The sequence below is a fragment of the Massilia sp. W12 genome, from assembly GCF_037300705.1.
Lineage (GTDB): Bacteria > Pseudomonadota > Gammaproteobacteria > Burkholderiales > Burkholderiaceae_D > JACPVY01.
Map to the genome: position 1 here is coordinate 2,578,240 of NZ_CP147776.1, position 17,147 is coordinate 2,595,386.

Annotated in this window: 14 protein-coding genes; all 14 read right to left on the bottom strand. The window is 58.6% G+C overall.

The window, feature by feature from the left end; translation table 11 throughout:
* Positions 1-50: 50 nt before the first annotated feature.
* The gene (accD, locus tag V8J88_RS10450; RefSeq protein ID WP_338849429.1) at positions 51-926 is read right to left on the bottom strand and encodes an acetyl-CoA carboxylase, carboxyltransferase subunit beta; all 876 of its coding nucleotides are present in this window, start codon (positions 924-926) and stop codon (positions 51-53) included.
* A gap of 121 nt (positions 927-1,047) precedes the next feature.
* Entirely contained in the window at positions 1,048-1,845 is a 798-nt protein-coding gene (gene trpA / locus V8J88_RS10455) for a tryptophan synthase subunit alpha (protein WP_338849430.1), read from the bottom strand.
* Between the two features lie 11 nt (positions 1,846-1,856).
* Positions 1,857-3,101 carry a tryptophan synthase subunit beta gene (gene trpB, locus V8J88_RS10460; RefSeq protein WP_338849432.1) on the bottom strand — a complete coding sequence of 415 codons (1,245 nt, stop codon included), beginning with the start codon at positions 3,099-3,101 and terminating at the stop codon, positions 1,857-1,859.
* Positions 3,102-3,144: 43 nt separating this feature from the next.
* Entirely contained in the window at positions 3,145-3,795 is a 651-nt protein-coding gene (locus V8J88_RS10465) for a phosphoribosylanthranilate isomerase (protein WP_338849434.1), read from the bottom strand.
* Positions 3,792-4,631, bottom strand: a complete 840-nt coding sequence (gene truA / locus V8J88_RS10470) for a tRNA pseudouridine(38-40) synthase TruA (RefSeq protein ID WP_338849436.1) — start codon at positions 4,629-4,631, stop codon at positions 3,792-3,794. Before truA ends, V8J88_RS10465 begins: the two co-directional genes overlap by 4 nt.
* An 82-nt stretch (positions 4,632-4,713) precedes the next feature.
* Positions 4,714-7,890, bottom strand: coding sequence for a FimV/HubP family polar landmark protein (locus V8J88_RS10475; protein WP_338849437.1), 3,177 nt, complete (start codon positions 7,888-7,890; stop codon positions 4,714-4,716).
* Positions 7,891-8,233: 343 nt separating this feature from the next.
* Positions 8,234-9,355, bottom strand: a complete 1,122-nt coding sequence (gene asd, locus V8J88_RS10480; RefSeq protein ID WP_338849867.1) for an aspartate-semialdehyde dehydrogenase — start codon at positions 9,353-9,355, stop codon at positions 8,234-8,236.
* Between the two features lie 136 nt (positions 9,356-9,491).
* Complete coding sequence (gene leuB / locus V8J88_RS10485; protein WP_338849438.1) at positions 9,492-10,571, bottom strand: 3-isopropylmalate dehydrogenase; 1,080 nt, start codon at positions 10,569-10,571, stop codon at positions 9,492-9,494.
* A complete protein-coding gene (gene leuD / locus V8J88_RS10490; protein ID WP_338849439.1) occupies positions 10,568-11,224 on the bottom strand; it encodes a 3-isopropylmalate dehydratase small subunit in 657 nt (218 codons plus the stop codon). Before leuD ends, leuB begins: the two co-directional genes overlap by 4 nt.
* Before the next feature lie 36 nt (positions 11,225-11,260).
* Complete coding sequence (locus V8J88_RS10495) at positions 11,261-11,392, bottom strand: entericidin A/B family lipoprotein (protein ID WP_338849440.1); 132 nt, start codon at positions 11,390-11,392, stop codon at positions 11,261-11,263.
* Positions 11,393-11,406: 14 nt separating this feature from the next.
* Positions 11,407-12,813: a 3-isopropylmalate dehydratase large subunit gene (gene leuC / locus V8J88_RS10500; RefSeq protein WP_338849442.1), complete on the bottom strand. Its 1,407-nt coding sequence runs from the start codon at positions 12,811-12,813 to the stop codon at positions 11,407-11,409.
* Between the two features lie 482 nt (positions 12,814-13,295).
* Positions 13,296-14,312 carry an HDOD domain-containing protein gene (locus V8J88_RS10505; protein ID WP_338849443.1) on the bottom strand — a complete coding sequence of 339 codons (1,017 nt, stop codon included), beginning with the start codon at positions 14,310-14,312 and terminating at the stop codon, positions 13,296-13,298.
* A gap of 116 nt (positions 14,313-14,428) precedes the next feature.
* On the bottom strand, positions 14,429-15,238 hold the full coding sequence (locus V8J88_RS10510) for a hydroxypyruvate isomerase family protein (protein ID WP_338849444.1): 810 nt from the start codon (positions 15,236-15,238) through the stop codon (positions 14,429-14,431).
* Between the two features lie 281 nt (positions 15,239-15,519).
* A complete protein-coding gene (locus V8J88_RS10515; RefSeq protein WP_338849445.1) occupies positions 15,520-17,094 on the bottom strand; it encodes a DEAD/DEAH box helicase in 1,575 nt (524 codons plus the stop codon).
* Between the last annotated feature and the right edge of the window lie 53 nt (positions 17,095-17,147).

Below are 17,147 nucleotides of genomic sequence, written 5' to 3' on the forward strand. Positions count from 1 at the left end.
AACAAATGCGCTGCCGTTATCGCGGCAGCGCATCCTGGGAAACAGATCAATCAACCGGCAAGCGCTTCAACCGGCTGGTTTTGCAACAAGGCCAGCAGATGCGCGATTTCCTCACGCATCTTGCGGCGGTCAACAATCATATCCACCGCACCCTTTTGCAAAAGGAATTCGGCGCGCTGGAAACCTTCCGGCAATTTTTCGCGCACTGTGTTTTCGATCACGCGCGGGCCGGCAAAACCGATCAGGGCCTTGGGTTCGGCAATCACCACATCGCCCATAAAGGCGAAGGAAGCGGACACCCCGCCCATGGTCGGGTCGGTCAGAATGCTGATAAAGGGCAGCTTCTTTTCTGACAACTTGGTCAGCATGGCGGTGGTTTTCGCCATTTGCATAAGCGAGAGCAAGCCTTCTTGCATGCGCGCGCCGCCGGTGGCGGTAATGCAAATGAAAGGCACTTTTTGCTCCAGCGCGACTTGCGCGCCGCGCACAAAGCGCTCACCCACCACCGAGCCCATGGAGCCGCCCATGAATTCAAATTCAAAGCAGGACACCACCACCGGCAAAGCCATGATCGCGCCGCCCATCACCACCAGGGCGTCGGTTTCGCCGGTGGCTTCGAGCGCGTCTTTCAAGCGGTCGGGGTATTTTTTGCTGTCTTTGAATTTCAGGGTGTCAACCGGCAGGATTTCCTGGCCGATTTCATAACGCCCTTCAGCGTCGAGCAAGGCGTCAAGCCGCTCGCGCGCGCGGATGCGCATATGGTGATCGCATTTGGGACAAACATGCAGATTTGATTCCAGGTCGGTGCGGTACAACACTGCTTCACATGAGGGACACTTGACCCACAAGCCTTCCGGCACCGATTTGCGGTTGCCCGAGTCGCTGCGCTGAATGCGCGGCGGCAACAGTTTTTCTAACCAGCTCATCTTTTCTCCTGTTACGGCAGGGCGTTCGCCCCGAATGGCGCAAGTGTAGCGGTTTGTGGCGGAAATGTCGAATCTTGATTCAAAAATTCAAGAAATGCCTTGACATTTCCGCCATTCATGCTTATTCGTCAATTGCCTGACGAATGCCTGCAATAAATTCACGCACTGTAGCGGCATGTGCGCCGGCCTGGGCCTGCTCCAGCAATTCAATAATACGGCTGCCGATCACCACCGCGTCGGCGACTTGCGCCACGGCACGCGCGGAAGCCGCATCGCGAATACCGAAACCGACGCCGATCGGCACTTTAACGTGGGCGCGGATGCGCGGCAGCATGGCCGCCACCGCCTCAGTGTTCAAGGCGCGCGAACCGGTGACCCCGGTCAGCGACACATAATACACATAGCCGGCGCCGTGTTCAGCCACCTGGGCGATGCGCTCATCGCTTGAAGTCGGGGCCAGCAAAAACACTGCGTCCAGCCCTTTTTCGCGCATGGCGGCAGTGAATTCTTCGCACTCTTCCGGCGGATAATCCACCACCAGCACGCCATCCACCCCGGCTTGCGCGGCAGCCGCCACGAATGGCGCCACGCCCATGCGCTCAATCGGGTTGGCGTAGCCCATCAAAACCACCGGCGTGCTTTGATTCTGCGCGCGGAATTGCTGCACCATCTGCAGCACCTGGCGCAGACTGACGCCTTTGGCCAGGGCGCGCTCTGAGGCGCGCTGAATCACCGGGCCATCGGCCATCGGGTCGGAAAACGGCACCCCCAGCTCAATGATATCCGCCCCGCCCGCCACCAGGGCATGCATCAGATCCAAGGTCAATTCCGGCGCGGGATCGCCGGCGGTGATAAATGGAATCAAGGCTTTTTTACCCTGCGCCTGCAAATTTGCAAAACATGCTTGTATGCGTGACATGTCGGCCCCTTTCAAGCGAAATTCAAACCGGCGCGCGCAGCCACGGTATGCATATCTTTATCGCCGCGCCCGGACAGGCAGACCAGAATCACTTTCTCGCGCGGCAAGGTGCGCGCCAGCTTGGCGGCATACGCCAGCGCATGGCTGGATTCAAGCGCGGGAATAATGCCTTCAATCCGGCAGCAGTCATGGAAGGCGGCCAAGGCTTCTTCATCGGTGATGCCGACATACTGCGCGCGCCCGCTGTCTTTGAGCCAGGCGTGCTCCGGCCCCACACCCGGATAATCCAGGCCGGCGGAGACCGAATGGGTTTCAATCACCTGCCCGTTTTCGTCTTGCAATAAATAGGTGCGGTTGCCGTGTAACACACCGGGCGTGCCGGCGCTCAACGAGGCCGCATGGCGACCGCTTTGTATGCCATCGCCAGCCGCTTCCACCCCGATCAATTGCGCGCCGCTCTCGATATACGGATAGAAAATCCCCATCGCGTTGGAGCCGCCGCCAACGCAGGCCAGCACATAATCCGGCTGGCGTCCGGCGACTTCCGGCATCTGCTGCAGGCATTCCTCGCCGATCACTGATTGAAAATCGCGCACCATCTTCGGATAGGGATGGGGGCCTGCCACCGTGCCGATGATGTAGAACGTGTTTTCCACATTCGTCACCCAATCGCGCATGGCTTCGTTCAAGGCGTCTTTCAAGGTTTTTGAACCTGATTCCACCGGAACCACTTCAGCGCCCAACAATTTCATGCGATACACATTTTGCGCCTGCCGCTTGACGTCTTCGCTGCCCATATACACCACGCATTGCAAACCAAAGCGGGCGCAAATGGTGGCGGTGGCCACGCCATGCTGGCCGGCGCCGGTTTCCGCAATCACGCGTGGTTTGCCCATACGCTTGGCCAACAAAGCCTGGCCGATCACATTATTGATTTTGTGCGCGCCGGTGTGGTTCAAATCTTCGCGCTTGAAATAGATTTGCGCACCGCCGGCCAGCTCAGACCAACGGCGGGCATGGTAAATCGGCGAGGGCCGGCCCACAAAATGCTTTAACTCGTAACGGAATTCAGCCAGAAATTCAGGATCTTGCGCGAAATGCGCATACGCATCGCGCAATTCCTGCAAGGCGTAAGTCAGGGTTTCAGAAACGAAGCTGCCGCCAAATTGGCCGAAATGGCCACGTGCGTCAGGCAGATTCCAGTGTGGATTGTTATGCAGCGGTGCGGAGCCTGCCGCCATGTTTTTATCAGTCATGATGTCTTCCTGTGAGGCGCCAGGCGATCAGCCCGGCCTTGGCTCAAATTGCTTGCCGCGCGCAGGCAATAAATTCCTGCATTAATGCGGCGTCTTTGATGCCCTTTGCCGCCTCGACGCCGGAACTGACGTCAAGCGCAAACGGGCGCACAGTGCGGACTGCGCCAGCTGCGTTTTGCACGCTCAAGCCACCACTCAAAACGGCCCGAGGAGCGAGATCTTTTGGAATGATAGACCAATCAAAAACCTTTCCAGCGCCACCATAGGATTCAGTATGCGTATCCAGCAGCAGCGCACTGAACCAGGGGCTGGCCGCTTTCAACTCGGTTTCTGATTGTAGCAAATCATGCGCGGAATTGTCTGGGCGCACGCGAAAAGCGCGCATGAAGGGACGGCCAGCCGCTTGCGCCAGCGCAGCCGCCTGCTGCGGCGTTTCATCGCCATGCAGCTGCAACATGCCAACCGGTGCGCGCGCCAGCACCGCGCAGGCCTGCTCCGGCGTGGCGTTGACGAATAAGCCCACGGTTTGCACAAAGGGCGGAACGGCTTGCAGCAAGCTGCGCGCCTGCTCCGGATTGACATAACGCGGACTTTTTTCATAAAACACAAAACCCAAGGCGTCAGCGCCGGCGGCAACCGCCGCCAATACATCTTCCACCCGGGTCAGGCCGCAGATTTTGATTCTGGTTTTCATCCCGCGACTCCATGCAAAAACGGTAATTCGGCATAGTCTTCCATCGGCAAGCCCCATGCCGGGTCATAATTGATTTGCGCCAGATACAGTCCGTCCGGCATGAAAGTTGGCGCGGCGCGGCTGCGATCGCCCGCCGCCAACACCTCGCCCAGCCAGGGCGCCGGTTTGGCGCCGCTGCCGACATAAATCAAAGAGCCGACGATATTGCGCACCATATGATGCAAAAAGGCCGAGGCGCGCAAGGTGAAGACAAACATATCGCCGATTTGGCGGATGCGCACTTCATGCATTTCCTTGACCGGCGTTTTGGCTTGGCAACCGGCGGCGCGGAATGCGGAAAAATCGTGCGTACCCAATAAACAGGCGGCGGCTTCTTGCATGCGCTGCAAATCAAGCGGGCGGAACACCCAGCCGGCGCGCCCGGCCAGAATCGGACTGCGCACTTTATTGTTGAACAGTAAATAATGATAGGTGCGCGAAGTGGCGGCAAAGCGTGCATGGAATTCGCGCCCGTCCGCCAGCGCCAGCGGCACTTCACAGGCCCAGCGCACCGCAATGCTCTTGGGCAAAAACGCATTCACCCCATTCACCCAGGAGTAATCGCTGCGCGCCAGATCCGTATCAAAATGCACCACCTGCTGCAGCGCGTGCACCCCGGCATCCGTGCGACCGGCGCAGGTGGTATGTAATTGGCGTGTGGAAAATTGTGCTAAAGCCGCTTCCAGCACATCCTGCACTGTATTTTGATGCGGCTGCGATTGATAGCCTTGCCAGGATGAGCCGTCATATTGCAGGCCCAGCACGATGCGGCGCATCGCCGCTGCTTCTTGATTCATTGTTCTCACCAAAGAAAACGGGCGACTATGCGCCCGTTGTTTTTCTTGCAAAAACAGGCAGGGCAAGCCCTGCCCTGCCTTCTTACGCCAATTTGGCGCGCATAGCCTTTGCTTTTTCGACTTGTTCCGGAGAACCGCCCTTGATCACTTCATCGATCAATTCGCGTGCGCCTTCCTTGTCGCCAATTTCCTGATAGGCAATCGCCAGATCCAGCTTGGTTTCCATTTCCATTTGCGCAGAACTCATTTCACCGTCGCCAGCGCTCAAATCGTCCAATGCCGCCGGGGCATCTTCCTGCTTGAGATCAAGGTCCAGCGCGCCCAGGTCAAATTCCTCGGTCTCCATATTAGCGAGTGGCGGCGGGGCATCGGCTTGCGGCGCATCCAGGCTGGCCAGTTCGTCCAGCATGCCAGCCAATTCAGCATCATCCGCACTGACCGGCGCTGCCGCATGCATGGTTTCCTGCTCAGCGCCAAAATCCAGATCCGGCACACTGTCAAGGCTCATGCCGGCTTCTGCCGCAGCCAATTCCGCCGCCAGATCCAATTCAGGCACATCCGCTGCAGCTGCATCCACTTGCGGCAGATCGAGCGAGAGACCGAGATCCGGCAAGGGGTCGAGTTGCGGCGCAGCAGCCGGGGCCGCCGGAGCGTGCGCAATAATCGTGGCGTCCTCATCGAAATCCGGCAAATCCAGATCCATGGAAGCGGCGTCAAATTTGGCGGTGGCTTGCATGTCTTCCAGCGGAGCCGGTGCAGGGGCCGGCGCCGGCGCATCCAGATTGAAGTCGCCAAAATCAAAATCGTCCACTTCTGCAGCCGGGGCCGGCGCTGCGACTGCTTGCGGGGCCTCGGTCGGGAAGTCCAGATCCACCGCAGACAGATCCGGCATGGCCGGGGCTGCAACCGGAGCGGCAGCGGCGGCGGCTGGCGGCGGCGCAAAATTCAAGCCGCCCAGATCAAAGTCGAGCACATCCTCTTCAGCCGGGGCCGGCGCAGCCGTTGGTGCTGGCGCCGGGGCCGGGGCCTGCGCGCCCAGATCCAGATCCAGGGCGCTCAGTTGATCCGCTGCGTCTTCAGGCAAATCAAAATTGAAATCATCTTCCGCCGCCGCCGCAGGGGCCGGAGCCGGGGCCGGGCCGGGTTGCTGAGTGCTGACCAACAGCGCTTCCGGATCCAGATCTTCCAGCGGCTCAGTGGACGAGGCCAGGATCGGGTCGGGCTTGGCCGCTGGCGCATCGCCGGTGGCGTACATCGGATTATTCGGATCAATCGATTGACCCAGCGCAGCAGCTTGCGCCCAGTCATCGCCCTCACCCTGGGTCAGCGAATACAATTCGCCGGCCTGCACTTCAAATGCGCGGGTGTCTTTGCGGCTGGCGTAGATTTCCAGCAGTTTCAGACGGACAGCAGTGCGTTCCGGTTGCGAGCGCAGGGCTTCCTTGAGGATTTCCTCGGCTTGCACATCGCGGCCATAGGCGATGTACACATCCGCTTCTGCGACCGGATCGACTTCATTGGCGTCGAGCTGGCTGGCGGACGGCGCGAAATTCGAGTTGAACACACTGTTATTGGTGTCCACGCTCTGTCCGCCGGTCTGGCCGAACATGGAATTGGCCACCATGCTGGACTCGCCCAGCATGCTGGATTCAAATTTGGATTGTTCTGCTTCACGACGGCGACGGATGCCCAGGAAGGCCAGACCGCCGGCCAGCAGACCGCCGGCAGCCAGCACCGGCCAGAACAGCGCATTATCAGTCAGGCTCTCAAAGAAACCCGGTTCCGGCGGCGGAGGCGGCGGCGGCGGAACAATGGTTTTCTTCTTCATCGGCGCCGGGCTGGGCGTGACGCTGGGTGTCGGTGTGGCTTGTGCATCCGCCGGCGCGCTGGCGGCGGCAGATGCCATGGATGCCGCAGCGGAGGCCGCAGCTGACGCCGCCGGGGTCGGCGTGGCGAGCGCCGAAGCGCTGGCGGAAGGCTTGATTTCCGGCTTGACTTCGGCCTTGACTTCCTGCTTCACCTCAGGCTTGACGGCAGGCGTCGGGCTGGGAGCCGGGGTTGGCGTCGGACTTGGCTTGGCCGCCGGCGTCGGGCTTGGCGTCGGCGTCGGCGTGGCGCTGGCCTTGGCCGAAGCGGAAGGCTTGACTTCCGGCTTCTTGCTTTGTTCCGCCAGCGCCTTGTTCTTCACTTCCACCAGTTTATTCAACTCGGCGATATTCTTTTCCAGCTCGGAGACGCGCGCCTTAGCCTCTGCCAATTGCTTGTTCTGCGCAATCTTGTCCTCATCCGCCGGCTTGCCGGCCTTGGACAATTTGAGTTTGTCGGCTGCTTCGCTGGTGGCGGTCGGACGTTCTTCAATCTTGGCGCCGATCTTGCCGCTGCCGGATTGCTTGACATCCGCGCCTTTGGCCGGGGCCGCTTCGACCTGGCCGGCGAGTTTATTGCGATAGCTGTTGAAATCATCGGCTTGCGCCAGCACCAGACTGCGCGCTTCGGCTTGCGGAATGGCTTTGGCTGCATCAGCGTCTGGCACATTCAAAATCTGGCCGGAACGCAAACGGTTCATATTGTTGCCGACAAAGGCATTGGTGTTGGCGCGATACAGCGCAGCCAGCATTTGATCCAGGGAAATCCCTTCGGGCTTCAACTCACGCGCAATCTTGCCCAGCGTGTCGCCCTTTTTCACTTCGTAGTTGTCGCCGGTTTTGGCGGCTGTCTTGCCTTCTTCCTTGGCTGGCGCGGCCGCTGTGCTGTCAGCAGCTTGTTCAGGCGCTTTTTCCGCTGCCGGTTTCACTGCTTTGCCGCGACCTTTGCCGAGGGGCTTCTTGCCGCTGTCCGCCGCTGCGGCGGTGCTGGCCGGACTTGCCGCCGCCACTGCGGTGGCCGCGCTCTTACCCTTATCCGCGCCGGAGGCGATTTGCGCGCTCTGCGTGGTCTTCAGGTCGGCGGGATCCAGCAGGAAGGTGTATTCACGCACGATGCGGCCATTGCTGCTGGAGAGTTCCAACAGCATATCCACAAATGGCTCATTCACCGGCTGCGACGAAGAAATGCGGATGAAATTGCGGCTGCCGCGCTGATCGACGGCAAAGCGCAATGACAACAAAGCGGGATTGAATTCGATATTGGCCTGTTTATATGCTTCGGCAGGGGCCAGCTTGGCGGCCAGGCTGCCTACTTCATCAGGCGTGACTGCAGTCAACTCGATTTCCGCATTCAGGGGCTGGCCCAGAGCGGAAAGTACTGTCAACTTGCCCAAGCCTGCTGCTTGCGCACTGGAGAGCATCAGCGCAGAGGCAACAGCAGCGCTGAGCGTATTCTTGGCGATAGAGAGAAACTTTGGGCGAGTATTAGAGTGCATTTTTCGTGGCATGGAATGAATACTGTTCGGATAAAATTGCACAAGTGCAACTTTATTTTTTCATTATTTCTCGGACTTTCAAAATATCATCATGGACTTGGCCATGCAAGCTGATCCAACCTCTTAACATCCGCAAAATGCAAAGCCGCCTGCAAAAGTCCTGCAGGCGGCTGATTTGCGTTGCAGAATGACAACGCCCGATTGTCTCATCATCCGGGCTATATTGTCAGTTCATACACATTCATTTTTCGAGAATAATCCGCAACATACGGCGCAGCGGTTCAGCCGCGCCCCACAATAATTGATCGCCGACGGTGAAAGCGGACAGATATTCGCCGCCCATTTGCATCTTGCGCAGACGGCCCACCGGGATCGTCAGCGTACCTGTCACCGCCGCCGGGGTCAGATCGCGCATCGAGGCTTCACGCGTGTTCGGCACCAGTTTCACCCAATCATTATGGGAAGCGATGATGCCGTGCAATTCATCCAGCGGCACATCTTTCTTGAGTTTGATGGTCAGCGCTTGCGAATGGCAGCGCATGGCGCCGATGCGCACGCACAGGCCATCCATCGGAATCAGGCCATCGCCGGCGGTGCGTCCCAGAATCTTATTGGTTTCCGCGCCGCCCTTCCATTCCTCACGCGAAACGCCATTGCCCAGATCTTTATCAATCCAGGGAATCAGATTGCCGGCCAGCGGCACGCCGAAATTCTTGATTTCCTGCTCATTCAACCCATGTTGCGTTTGCAGCACCTGGCGGTCGATTTCCAGAATCGCCGAAGCCGGATCATCCAACAGCGGCTTGACGCTGGCGTTGATCGTGCCGAACTGGGTCAGCAATTCGCGCATGTGTTGCGCGCCGCCGCCGGACGCGGCTTGATAGGTCATGCTGCTGGCCCACTCCACCAGATCTTGCGCAAACAAACCGCCCAGACCCATCAGCATGCAAGACACGGTGCAATTGCCGCCGATGAAATTTTTGCCGCCGGCGGCCAGCGCATTTTTGATCACTTGCAAATTCACCGGATCGAGAATGATCACGGCGTCATCCGCCATGCGCAGTGAGGATGCGGCGTCAATCCAATAGCCATCCCAGCCGGCAGCGCGCAGCTGCGGATAGACTTCATTGGTGTAATCGCCGCCCTGGCAGGTAATAATGATGTCGCATTTCTTGAGTGTCCCGATATCATTGGCATCCTGCAAAGTGGTTTCATTTTTCGCCAGCGCAGGCGCTTTACCGCCCTTGTTCGAGGTCGAAAAGAAAACCGGTTCAATCAGGTCGAAATCGCCTTCTTGCTGCATGCGCTGCATCAGCACCGAACCGACCATGCCACGCCAACCTACCAAGCCAACCAATTTCATCATCATTTCCTTAATTCCAGACCAGCCTCACTGGTCCTGCCTGATCACAATGCGGGTGAGGCCCGCTGAGTTGCGGGAGATCCAGACGCCACACCCCCTGTGCGCGCCCGGCCCGCTTGAATTGTTGCGCCGCCATTCAGGCTGCGCTCCGCAATGCCGCCAACACCGCTTCGCCCATACCGCGCGTGCCGACTTTTTGCATGCCCGGCTCGTAAATATCCGCCGTGCGCACGCCTTGCGCCAAGACTTGCTTGACCGCCCGCTCAATCCGCTGCGCCGCTTCTTCCTGGTTGAAGGTGTAACGCAACATCATGGCCGCTGACAAAATCGTGGCCAGCGGATTGGCCACATCACGCCCGGCGATGTCCGGCGCCGAGCCATGCGAAGGCTCATACAAGCCTTTATTATTTTCATCCAGGGAAGCGGAAGGCAGCATGCCGATGGAGCCGGTCAACATCGCCGCCGCATCAGACAAGATGTCGCCAAACATATTGCCGGTGACAATCACATCAAAGTTTTTCGGTGCGCGCACCAGCTGCATCGCAGCATTATCAACATACATGTGATCCAGTTTGACATCAGGATATTGCAACCCTGTGTCTGTCACGATTTCCTTCCAGAATTGGAAGGTTTCCAGCACATTCGCCTTGTCCACGCTGGTCAAACGGCCTTGCCGCTTTTGCGCCGCCTGGAACGCGACATGTGCGATGCGGCGGATCTCGCCTTCCGCATAACGCATGGTGTCAAAGCCTTCGCGCTGGCCGGCAAACTGGCCATCGGGACAGGTGCGCACCCCGCGCGGTTTGCCGAAATAAATATCGCCGGTCAATTCGCGCACAATCAGAATATCCAGTCCCGAGACCACTTCCGGCTTCAGGGTGGAGGCATTCGCCAGTTCAGGATACAAAATCGCCGGACGCAAATTGGCAAACAGATTCAATTCGCGGCGCAAGCCTAAAATCGCCTGCTCCGGGCGCAAGGGACGCTCCAAATTATCGTATTTCCAATCGCCGACCGCGCCGAACAACACCGCATCCGCCTGTTTGGCCAAGGCCAGGGTGGCTTGCGGCAGCGGATGGCCATGCGCTTCATAGCCGGCGCCGCCGACTGCCGCCTGTTCCAGCTCAAGCGGCAATTCAAGCGCCTGCAAAACCTTGACTGCCTGCGCGACAATTTCCGGGCCGATGCCGTCGCCTGGCAAAATCGCTATCTTCATACTGCCTCCAGGGTTTTGGCCAGCCAGGGATGTTGGGCTAAACGCTGCGCTTCAAACGCGCGGATCTTATCGGCGTGCTGCAACGTCAGGCCGATATCATCGAGGCCATTCAAGAGACAATATTTGCGGAAGGCGTCCACCTCAAAACCATGCACCAGAGCGCCATCGGCTTGCCGCACCTGTTGCTGTTGCAGATCAATCACCAGCTGCATGCCGGGGGTGGCTTGCACTTGCTGGAATAACTGTTCAATCACCGCCTCCGGCAACACCACCGGCAACAATCCGTTTTTAAAGCAGTTATTGAAAAAGATATCGGCAAAGCTGGGGGCCAGCACAGCGGCAAACCCATATTGCTGCAGCGCCCAGGGGGCGTGTTCGCGCGAGGAGCCGCAACCGAAGTTTTTGCGCGTCAAGAGCACTGAGGCGCCCTGATAGCGCGCCTGATTCAAGACAAAATCAGGATTCGGCTGGCGCTGGGCCACCGGCACACCCGGCTCGCCCGGATCCAGATAACGCCAGGAATCGAACAGATTTTCGCCAAAACCGGTGCGCAAAATCGACTTCAAAAACTGCTTGGGAATGATGGCGTCGGTATCGACATTGGCGCGATCCAGCGGCGCCACCAAACCTTGATGTACAGTGAATTTTTCCATATCAAACCTGTTGCAGGGACGTATTACGTCCTTGGGTCATTTCTTGCCGACGCCCTCAACCGCCTCGCCGACTTTCTTCACATCCTTGCCTATGCCTTGCACGGTATTACAGGCTGATAGCGATAGCACCAGCAAAATCAGCCAAGCGTAAGTTTTGGATTTCATCATTCCTCCTGCATGATTCACGCCAGGAACTGGCGCACATCGACAAAATGTCCTGCGATGCCGGCGGCGGCGGCCATTTGCGGCGACACCAGATGGGTGCGACTGCCCGCACCCTGCCGGCCTTCAAAATTACGGTTCGAGGTGGAGGCGCAACGCTCGCCCGGCTCCAGGCGGTCAGCGTTCATCGCCAGACACATCGAACAACCCGGTTCGCGCCACTCAAAGCCGGCGGCGCGGAAAATTTCATCCAAGCCTTCCTGCTCGGCTTGCGCCTTGACCAGACCGGAACCCGGCACCACCAGGGCCAGCTTGACATGCGCAGCCAGACGGCGGCCACGCACCACGGCGGCGGCGGCGCGCAAATCTTCGATCCGGGAATTGGTGCAGGAACCGATAAAAACTTTATCGATTTTGATATCAGTCAAGGCGGTGCGCGGCGCCAGTCCCATATACGCCAGCGCTTTGCTGATCGCTTCACGCCGCACCGGGTCGGATTCTTCCTCGGGGGCCGGGGTGCGTCCCTCGACCGGAGCCACCATATCAGGCGAAGTGCCCCAGGTGATGTGCGGGGCGATGCTGGCGGCGTCGAGTGTGACCACGCGGTCAAATTGCGCATCAGCATCAGAATGCAGGGTGCGCCAATACGCCACCGCCTGTTCCCACATCGCGCCGCTTGGCGCAAACGGGCGGCCCTGGAAATAATCAATCGTGGTTTGATCCACTGCAATCATGCCCGCGCGCGCGCCGGCTTCAATCGCCATATTGCATACCGTCATGCGCCCTTCCATCGACAGCGCGGCAATTGCGGATCCGCCAAATTCAATCGCATAACCGGTTCCGCCATCGGCGCCGATATGGCCAATCACAGCTAACACCAGGTCTTTCGCCGTGACGCCCGCGCCCAGTACGCCATCAATGCGCACCAGCATGGATTTGGATTTTTTGGCGATCAGGGTTTGCGTCGCCAGCACATGCTCAACTTCAGAAGTGCCGATGCCATGCGCTAAGCAGGCGAACGCGCCATGGGTCGAGGTGTGGGAATCGCCGCACACCACGGTCATGCCCGGCAGCGTCGCGCCCTGCTCCGGCCCGATCACATGCACAATGCCCTGGCGCTTGTCATTCATATCAAAATAGGTCAAGCCGAATTCACGCGCGTTTTTATCCAGTGTTTCGACTTGCAGGCGGGAGGTCGGGTCGGCAATGCCGGCGCGCCGGTCAGTGGTTGGCACATTATGATCAGCCACCACCAGATTGGCGGAATTACGCCAGGGGCTGCGCCCGGCCAGTTTTAAGCCTTCAAAGGCTTGCGGGCTGGTCACTTCGTGCAGCAAATGACGGTCAATATAGATAATCGAAGCGCCATCCTCACCTTGGTGCACCAGATGGGAATCCCAGAGTTTGTCGTAAAGCGTCTTAGCCATGGTTTCGTCGGTTGGCGGCGTTTGCACACCGCAGTTCACTATGAATGCATTATGCCACAGCGCGCGCATCGCGCTTTTCGCGTGGTTTTTCCAGTATAGGCCAGTTCATGTTTGCACAGAAACGGCCTGTACGCTTTCAATTCTCAGCCGGGGGTAGGCTGAGCCGCTTAAAAGCAAGGCAGAACGCCCGCCAGCCCGGTGGGCCGGCACTGCATGCCAGGGGGTGGTCGCATGCGTGGAAAACAGCCGGTCTGTGATGCTGACTGACTGTATTACTGATGGGCAATATCGAATCGATAATACCACAAGAGAACCGCAATGCCAGGAAAATTGTGCGCTGCAATGAAAATGCGGGGAAAAGGGAGTTTTGCGTGCTGCCGCGCAGCCTCAGCCCTGTATCAGGCGCCCGGCCAGGCAAGGTTGAATATGCGCAGTAATCCATGTATTCCGCGCGGCGCCAATTTCATGCGCCGGCGCCAGCCTCACGCCGCCATTTCCTTGCGCCGCTTGAGTTGATCCAGGCAGTGCAATGCCGGCGCGGGCAGGCCCATGCGGGCGAAGGGTTCGTCCTCTTCCAGCTGACCATGATCGATCAAGAGACGCAGTTTGCTGATCTGGTCAGCCTGTTGCAGCACGCGCCCCAGCGCGGCTTGCATCACCGGATGATCCAACTGCCCGAGATGGGCGATGACTTGCTCCACGCTGGCCGGAAACTCCCAGGATTTGGCGATGCGCGAGGAAATCAAGCGCACTTTTTGCATGAATTGCAAACAGAATTCGTCCGAATCGGGTAAAAACTGCCCCTGGTAGGCGCGGTCTATCATGCGGAAGGTGACAATCAGGCCGACGTTTTGCATCAAGCCCGAGAGAAAACTCTCAAACGGGTCCGCCCCCTGCGCCGGGCCGAGAATGCTGCAGGCGTCGGCGCACAACTCGGCTTGCGCCCAGATGTGCGGCGCCGCCTGTTTGGCGAAACGCCCGGCTTGCATATTGATAATGGGACGGAACGCCACCCGCGCCACCAGTAAGCGCAAGCCATTCTGACCAAGCAGCATAATCGCGCTTTCCAGGCTGGCGATCGGTTTCGCCGGGCGGTAAAACGGGCTGTTGGCTTCATGAATCACTTCCGCCACCAACACCACGTCATGCGCAATTTGACGCGCCAGCTCATGCGCTGACATCTCTTCATCGCGCAAGCTGCGCAAAAGTTGCGGGATCACCGCCGGCACGCGCGGCACCAGATTACTGCCGCCGCCTTCGGAATCCGCCAGCATCTGCATGGCTTGCAGGATTTTTTTATCCAGCACCGATTCCGGCAATGGGGTGCGTCCCTGCTGACCGATCAACCAGCGGTAATACAATTGATCCACATCCAGCGTATGCAGGATGCGCAATGTCTGTTCGGGGTCGCTTTGCGCGGATTGCTCCAGCTCCTGCTCCAACACAGGCTCTGCAGGCTCCTCGTCACGTCCCATCAAGCGGCTTAGCCAATTACCCATCGAAGATTGACCCTCGCAATATGGATACAAACATATTGCGCGATTTACCCTGCCTTGACAAGCCAGCAGAACAAATTCAAGTCAAAGCGGATGGTTTTGGCTGCCGCAGAGGTGACTTAAGCCGCCACAATTTGCAAGGGCGATTGCGGTTTGAGCCAGGCATTGGCCCAGTCCAGGCTTTGCTCGGTGCTGCCCAGCGGAATGTATTCCGCCGCCAGATAGCCGGGATAGCCCAGTTCTTCAATCAGCTTAAACAGATAGGGGAAGTTGATTTCGCCTGTGCCCGGCTGATGGCGGCCCGGATTATCGGCAAACTGGATATGCGCAATCCGTTCTATATGCGCACTCAAGATATTGCCCAGATCGCCTTCCGCCCTTTGCGCGTGATAAATATCATATTCAATGAATAGATTCGGCTGTTGCAGCATGTCCAGATATTGCAGCGCCTGGCGCGTGGTGTTGAGCAGGAAGCCGGGGACATTGTAGGGATTGATCGGCTCAATCAAGGTCTTGATGCCGCATTTCTGCATGCGCTCGCAGGTGTAGCGCAGATTATCCAGGAAGCATTGCTCAGCCTGCGCGAACGTCACGCCTTCCGGCACAATCCCGGCCAGCACATTGAGTTGCCGCACACCCAGCGTTTGCGCGTACACCAGCCCCAATTCCACCCCGGCGCGGTATTCATCGATGCGTCCCGGGTGACAGGCAATGCCGCGTTCGCCTGCGTCCCAATTGCCGGCGGGCAGATTGTGCAAAATCATTTGCAGTTGATTTTCCTGCAACATCTCGCGCAATTGCATCGCCGGCCAGGCGTAAGGCAGTTGCATTTCCACATACTCGAAGCCGGCGCGGCGCGCGGCGGCAAAGCGCTGCAGCATGGGGACTTCGGTAAACATCAAGGTCAGATTGGCGGCAAATTTCAGCATGATGGTCTCCTGGCGGAAGTGATGCTTGAAGATGCTTCAAAAAACCCGGCAGCTTTTGCATGGCGGCGCAAGCTGTGCCGCCATTCGGGGTATCTTCATGCCTGCCCGGTCTTACCTGAGTTTCGACATTCTGGGAGGTTGGGGCCGGGCGCTGATTCAGCAAGCAGGTTTTTGGAAGTTCCCTGGTGGTGGAATCATTATTGCACACAGGCAAGCATTTGCACAGGGAATTTATTGCCGCAAGGCAATAAACCCCATGCGCATCAGACCATGGTTCTTATTCATGCTTTTTTTGCAGCATGTTTTGGCAAACGTGTTTCGCTTTGCAATAATGCCGCCAGAGCGGGCTTGCGCGCTGTGAGCGCCGGCTGCACACTGGAAGTATGTGTTGCGCGCGCGCTCTGCGGAGCGCGTTTGCGCTCCTGCGGTTTGCCATTTTGCTGCACAGCAGGGACAGGCGTACCGCCTCCAGCCGCACGCTTGGCGCCATGAACGCCGGGTTTCGGATGCGAAGCTGTCCCCGCCTTTGGGGCCGGGCGGGCCGGTTGCGGGCCGGGATGGGCTTTGTTTGGCGCGCCAGTCCTGCCCCCGGCTGGGCCGCCGTTTGCGCCTTTGAGCGGAGCCGCGTTCTGGGCTGGCGCAGCTTTCGCCGGCGCCTTGCTGCGGCCACTATTCTGTCCCTGGCGCCGCTCATTGCTGCGCAATTGAATCGGCTGCGGGGTGGCGTTGCGATCCGGCTCGAAGCCTGACAACACTTCTTGCGGCAAGGTCTGGCGGATCAGTTTTTCAATGTCTTTTAACAAATGCGCTTCATCCACGCACACCAGGGACACGGCGCAGCCGCTGGCGCCGGCGCGTCCGGTGCGGCCGATGCGGTGCACATAGTCTTGCGGCACATTCGGCAAATCATAGTTCACCACTTGCGGCAGTTGATCAATATCAATCCCGCGTGCGGCGATATCAGTGGCCACCAGCACACGCACGCTGCCGTCTTTAAAGCCGCTCAAAGCGCGTGTGCGCGCTGACTGACTTTTATTGCCGTGCAAAGCGGCGCCTTCGATGCCATCGCGCGCCAATTGTTCAACCAGGCGGTTGGCGCCGTGTTTGGTGCGGGTAAACACCAGCACCTGGCGCCAATCGCGGCTTTTAATCAGATGCGCCAGCATGGCGTGTTTTTTATCGCGATCCACCGGGTGGATGATTTGCTGCACCACAGCGGCGGTGGCGTTGCGCGGGGCCACATCAATCATTTCCGGCGCGCGCAGCAAACCGGCGGCCAGGCTTCTGATTTCATCTGAGAAGGTGGCGGAAAAGAGCAGATTTTGACGCTTTGCCGGCAACACCGCCAGCACGCGCTTGATATCGCGGATAAACCCCATGTCCAGCATGCGGTCGGCCTCATCCAGCACCAGAATTTCCACATAATCAAGATTGAGCGCTTTTTGCTGCAGCAAATCGAGCAAGCGGCCCGGTGTCGCGACCAGGATATCAACGCCTTTTTGCAGGGTCTGAATTTGCGGTTGCATGCCCACGCCGCCAAAAATCACGGTGGACTTTAAGCGTAAATATTTGCCATACACGCGCACGCTTTCTTCGACCTGGGCCGCGAGTTCGCGGGTGGGGGTCAAAATCAGGGCGCGCGGGCCGGGCTGGCGTGCGCCATCGGCCAGTAATTGCAAAATCGGTAAAGTAAAGCCGGCGGTTTTGCCGGTGCCGGTCTGGGCCCCGGCCAATAGATCCACGCCGCGCAATACAGCGGGAATCGCTTGCGCCTGGATCGGAGTCGGCGCGTCATAAGCCTGTTCGCTGATGGCGCGCAACAGCGCCTCACGCAAACCGAGAGCAGAAAATGTCATCAGTTCTTCTAATTAAAAGGAATGGGGGAATGAAGCGGCCCGGATCAGTTGCG